This is a genomic window from Paraburkholderia oxyphila NBRC 105797 (genome assembly GCF_000685075.1).
Classification (GTDB): Bacteria; Pseudomonadota; Gammaproteobacteria; order Burkholderiales; family Burkholderiaceae; genus Paraburkholderia; species Paraburkholderia oxyphila.
In genome coordinates this window covers 1-4,433 of the sequence record NZ_BAYD01000220.1, presented here as the reverse complement: position 1 = coordinate 4,433, position 4,433 = coordinate 1, and the positions used below count along the sequence as shown (strand labels likewise).

The 4,433-nt window shown below is 61.9% G+C and carries 4 protein-coding genes; 1 reads left to right on the top strand and 3 read right to left on the bottom strand.

All coding sequences use genetic code 11. The features are described from left to right. Window positions 1-300: 300 nt before the first annotated feature. Window positions 301-468 carry a hypothetical protein gene (locus tag BO1_RS60040; RefSeq protein WP_156992814.1) on the top strand — a complete coding sequence of 56 codons (168 nt, stop codon included), beginning with the start codon at window positions 301-303 and terminating at the stop codon, window positions 466-468. Between the two features lie 190 nt (window positions 469-658). Here the strand turns inward: BO1_RS60040 and BO1_RS48120 are convergent, their stop codons facing one another. From BO1_RS48120 to BO1_RS60035, 3 genes are all read right to left on the bottom strand, one after another. Next, a complete protein-coding gene (locus BO1_RS48120; protein WP_084688845.1) occupies window positions 659-2,254 on the bottom strand; it encodes an SH3 domain-containing C40 family peptidase in 1,596 nt (531 codons plus the stop codon). Window positions 2,255-2,647: 393 nt separating this feature from the next. Further along, window positions 2,648-3,808 carry a porin gene (locus BO1_RS48110; RefSeq protein WP_028223682.1) on the bottom strand — a complete coding sequence of 387 codons (1,161 nt, stop codon included), beginning with the start codon at window positions 3,806-3,808 and terminating at the stop codon, window positions 2,648-2,650. A 179-nt stretch (window positions 3,809-3,987) separates the two neighbouring features. Continuing rightward, complete coding sequence (locus tag BO1_RS60035) at window positions 3,988-4,308, bottom strand: hypothetical protein (protein ID WP_156992813.1); 321 nt, start codon at window positions 4,306-4,308, stop codon at window positions 3,988-3,990. Window positions 4,309-4,433 lie beyond the last annotated feature (125 nt).

The window sequence follows — 4,433 nt, the reverse complement described above, 5'->3', positions numbered from 1 at the left end:
AAGCGCCGTTTTCTACGCATGCTCGGGGCTTGTTCTGTGCTGGCTCCTGATCGCGTTCAGCATGAAGACGCCTCCGCCGCGCCATGCGTAACCGTTCCAGGCCGGAGCAGCGCACGGACCTTGAAGGGAGCGTTCTGGGGCATGAGTTCCATCTTGAATACAAACCCTCCGTCGATATAATGGTTCGCTACGGTCTCGGGTGCTACTGCAGCGAAGCCTCCACGGAGGGCCGTCGTCATCTCACGATGGTTAATAAAGGTGTCCCAATTCGCCGCCCGGAACATCACAAGGAGCAAGCCCATGTTTAAGTCGAAGCTACGCCGAGCACTCGTCAAGGAGCGTCGAACCACGATGGATAGCCACCGCCTCGATCGTGAAGCTTCCGCGCAGCGTCAGGCTGGTCAACCGCCGGAAGTCGAGCCGAAATCGGATGTACCACGCTTTGGTGAGCGCCCGTCGCGCCACTGAGCGCAGACGTACTCGCGCGCTCGAATCGAACGCTCGCAGTCTCGAAGTGGCAGCCGGCGACATCGGCTGGCCACACGCTCATACCGCCTCCGGGCGCGACCTGCATGCGCTCTCCCGAGCCGTCCTCACACTGCCTGACGAAAGCAGGTATCCGCCTGAAACTTCGGTCCATCACGGAATACCGGCCCCCTCACCCGGCCGGATTTTCCTCGCTCGGATGCGGCACGGCGCCTCCCGCCGGCATCCCGAGGATGCTGAGCTGGAACGTCGGCGTGGCCGCGAGCGATTCGAGGCTGGTGTCTTCCGGATAGCCTGGCAGCAGCGGCAGGATCACCGAGCCCCCTATCACGGCGCGGCGGCTGTCGTCGGCGGGTTTCAGGCCCCAGACATCCTGGTAGACGAGCGGTACCGTTCGGCCATCGCGCACCGTGTTGCCGAGATAGAGCATGACGTGGCCGCCGATGTAGATCAGCGTGCGCATCGGCTTACCGCGCTGCGCGAGGTAGTCGAGCCGCGCCGCGGGGGTCAGCGACGAAAGGTCCGTCATGTCGCCGGCGAACATCTGCGCCGACGAATGACGTGGCAGCCATACGCCGAATACGGCAAAGATGCTCTGCAGTTCCGCCGAGCAGTCGTTGTCGAAGTTCGTGTTGCCCCAGCCATATGGACGCCCGATCAGCGCCTTCATGAGCCAGGCGAGATGGCGCGGCGTCGCGGCGAGCGGCGCAGGCACAATGGCGGTATCCGCGAGCGCGGCCATGCGCACGGCGGCGCGGCCGTCGATGTCGCGAACCGGCACGGCGACGACGCGCGTGCCGGCCGACGTCGGCCCTTGCAGCGGCAATAGCGTGCCCGCAGGCGCGTCGAATCGAAAAACGCCACCCGTGTCGCGCAAAGCCGCGGACGCCTCGATCACGGCGCCGAGCGACTGTCCCGCCATGGCGCGCCAGCGCGCGACGAATGCATCGTCGGCGAGGGCGAGCCCCCCGCTTTGCACCCAACCCTGCACGTCCGGGGTCTGCACGTAGGACCAGCCGCCATCCGCACTCGTGCCTAGCACATAGAGCGGCGTGCCGGGGCGCACGGCGCTCACCTGCAGGTTGTCGAAGGGGTAACCCTCGCCCGCGAAGTGACGGCTGTAGAACGACGGATCGAGCGTCGGCAACTCGCGTACGAGCAACGCGTCCGTCGCAATGGCGCGCCTGGCCGGATCGTAGTTCCCTGCGCGGTCAAACTGCGACAGATCGACGTTCTGTGCAATCGCGTCGATCCACGCCTTCGTATGCGGCCGGAAGTTCATGCCGTAGCCGATGCGGCGCGGCTCCTTGTCCGTGTTGTCGAACTCGTCGAGCCGGCGCATCTGCAGCGCCGCTATGTCACTGCCCTTTTCGCTGTACACGCGGTTCTGGATGTAAGCGGGATTCCAGGGCGAAGGATCGTTCAGGCCGGCGCCGAAGTAGCGCGCAAAGAGCGCGTTGAACTGGGCGCGCTGCTCGTCGGGCGAGAGGAACGGGGTGTCGTAGCCAGGGCTCGATGGATCGAGCCAGTGATCGACGTTCTGGTCGTAGTCGTCGAGCGGGAAAAGCGAAACACGATCGACGAAGGTGGGGCGGCCGACCGGATGTGTCGCACTTACCGGTGCGACGGCGGGGCCGCTTGCGCAGCCGCTCACCACGCCTGAAGCTACCAGCGCCGCAGCGAGCGCCCAGATAGACGCGCGTCGGGATGTAGCGCGGTGCGGAGCATTTCCGGACAGATGGCCGGAGGAACGAAAGAGGAAGTGCATGAATGAACAGGCCGTTCGACAAGGAGTCGATCATACCCCGAATGTCCGCACTGTCTGCCGCGCGCGTTGGAGCGTGGGTGGAGTCGCTCCTCGCCCCGTTCACGCTCAAGGGTAAAAAGTAACCTTCGCCCATTGCGCCACATATTCATGGAAAAAATTGCGGCTTTGAGGCCGCCAGAACCTCGACTCCATTTCATGGCAGTTGTGCGAGGCGAACCCCGGACAACTTTGGTTGCAAGGCCGGGGCAGATGATTATCAGCATTGCTAACGGTCGCTTCGGAAACAGGGCGACAGGGTGACAGGACGAAACGCTTCGCGCGACGTATCGCGCGAAGCGCAACTTCATAAAACGGCTCGCCACCCTGCCCTGAAACAGCCCGCCAACGCGCCGATCAGAACGCGTGACGCATGCCCACGGTCACGGCCACCTGCGTATCCGTCGACGACGGCGAGAGCGTGTTGATCATCGCGTGCGAGAGCACCGAGCCTTGCGGCGCGCCGTGCACGTTCTGATAGACGCCTTCGAGGTAGAAGTCGGTGCGCTTGCTGATGGCGTAGTCTGTCTGCAGCATCGCCGTGTTCCAGCCCGGGTTCGAGCCGTTATAGGCGCCATGCGTGTACGTATAGGCGCCCGAGACCGTCCACGCCGGCGTGAGCGCGTACTTCACGTTGGCTTCGTAGTTGTCCAGACGCAGCGAGCCGGAGAGCGAGCCCGCCGAGGAATCGTTGGCGCCCAGATACGTGCCCGTGCCGAACGAGAACACGCCTGCCGCGTTGTCGATCTGCGTGTGGCTCCACACGAGACCCGCCGTGACCGGACCATAGGTGTAGTTGCCGCCCAACGACCAGACGCGCTGGCGTTGCGCGATGAAGTTCGCGCTCGTATCGCCCGTGGTGACCGCGCCGCTGCCGTTGCCGGCGCCGTTGAGCTGCAGGTAGCCGGCGGCCAGGTTGACGGGGCCTTGCGCATACGAAAGCGCGAAGCCATAGGAACGGTTGTTCGCGAAGTCGCCTGCCTTGTTGCTGAACGAGTACATGGTCTCGGCCGTGACACCGTACCACGTCGGGCTTGCATACTTGACCGAGTTGTTGATGACGACCGAGTCCGCCGCGAGGTTGTCGTTCTCGAATGGATGCGCGGCGATATTGCCGCCCCAGGTATTGGATTCCGCCGTGAGCGGGCCGACGAGGTCGTTCATCACGTCGAACTGGCGACCAAACGTGAGCGTGCCGTATTTGTCGCTCTGCAGGCCGACCCACGCCTGCGAACCGAACATGTCACCCGAGAACGCCTGCGCGCCGTTGTTGACGAGGAAGCCCTGTTCGAGCTTGAAGACTGCATGGAGGCCGCCGCCGAGGTCTTCCGAGCCCTTGAGGCCGAACACCGTATTCTGCGTCGAGCTGGTGTTGAGCTGCCAGTTGCTATGGCCCATCTGGTTGTTGGTGTAGACGAGGCCGGTATCGATCAGGCCGTAGAGCGTCACGCTGCTTTGCGCATGTGCCGAGACGGCAAACGCACCGGTGATAGCGAGGGCGATTAGCGATTTTTTCATGTTTTATGGCTCCGAGTGTGGGCGCTAGTGAATTGAATCGAATGCTCTTTGTACGAAAATCATGTGTGGCCAATTGATGCGCTTCATCTATGCTTCAATTGCGATCTATTGCTCTATTGGCAATTGATTATTGCGGACAGCGCAATGCCTGCCGCTTACGCGGCTATCAGGCAGAAATGTCACGCCTCGTGGGGTGAAATGACGATCAAGCGCATCATAAGGTGTCGAAAATAAAAATTGCGTTGAAATTGAAGGCGGCGTTGCGCCGAAAGAACACATGGGAAAATGCGGTGCATTGCGCGCCCCAAATTCGCGCATGAAAAATCGATTAATCGACGTTTTGGGGCAAATCGTAAAGAAAATGAAATGTTTTCAATTTGGCGAATTGAATTGTTATTCGGATGAGGAATTGGCAAGGCGTGGCGGCGAGTCATCCGCGCCGATGCAACTGCGGCATAGAGCGGTGGAATCCACTCCACGGCGTGCGGCGTGGCACGCAACGCTTCTTATCAGGCTTTGGCCTTAACTTGTTTTCGCGGCGGGCCGCAAGCGTTGCCCCTGTGCGGGGCGGCACCTACTTTTCTTTGCAGCCGCAAAGAAAAGTAGGCAAAAGAAAGCGGCTCAC

Coding starts and splice junctions, on each gene's coding strand:
- BO1_RS60040 (WP_156992814.1), top strand. CDS start 301: ATGTTTAAGTCGAAGCTACGCCGAGCACTCGTCAAGGAGCGTCGAACC.
- BO1_RS48120 (WP_084688845.1), bottom strand. CDS start 2,254: ATGCACTTCCTCTTTCGTTCCTCCGGCCATCTGTCCGGAAATGCTCCG.
- BO1_RS48110 (WP_028223682.1), bottom strand. CDS start 3,808: ATGAAAAAATCGCTAATCGCCCTCGCTATCACCGGTGCGTTTGCCGTC.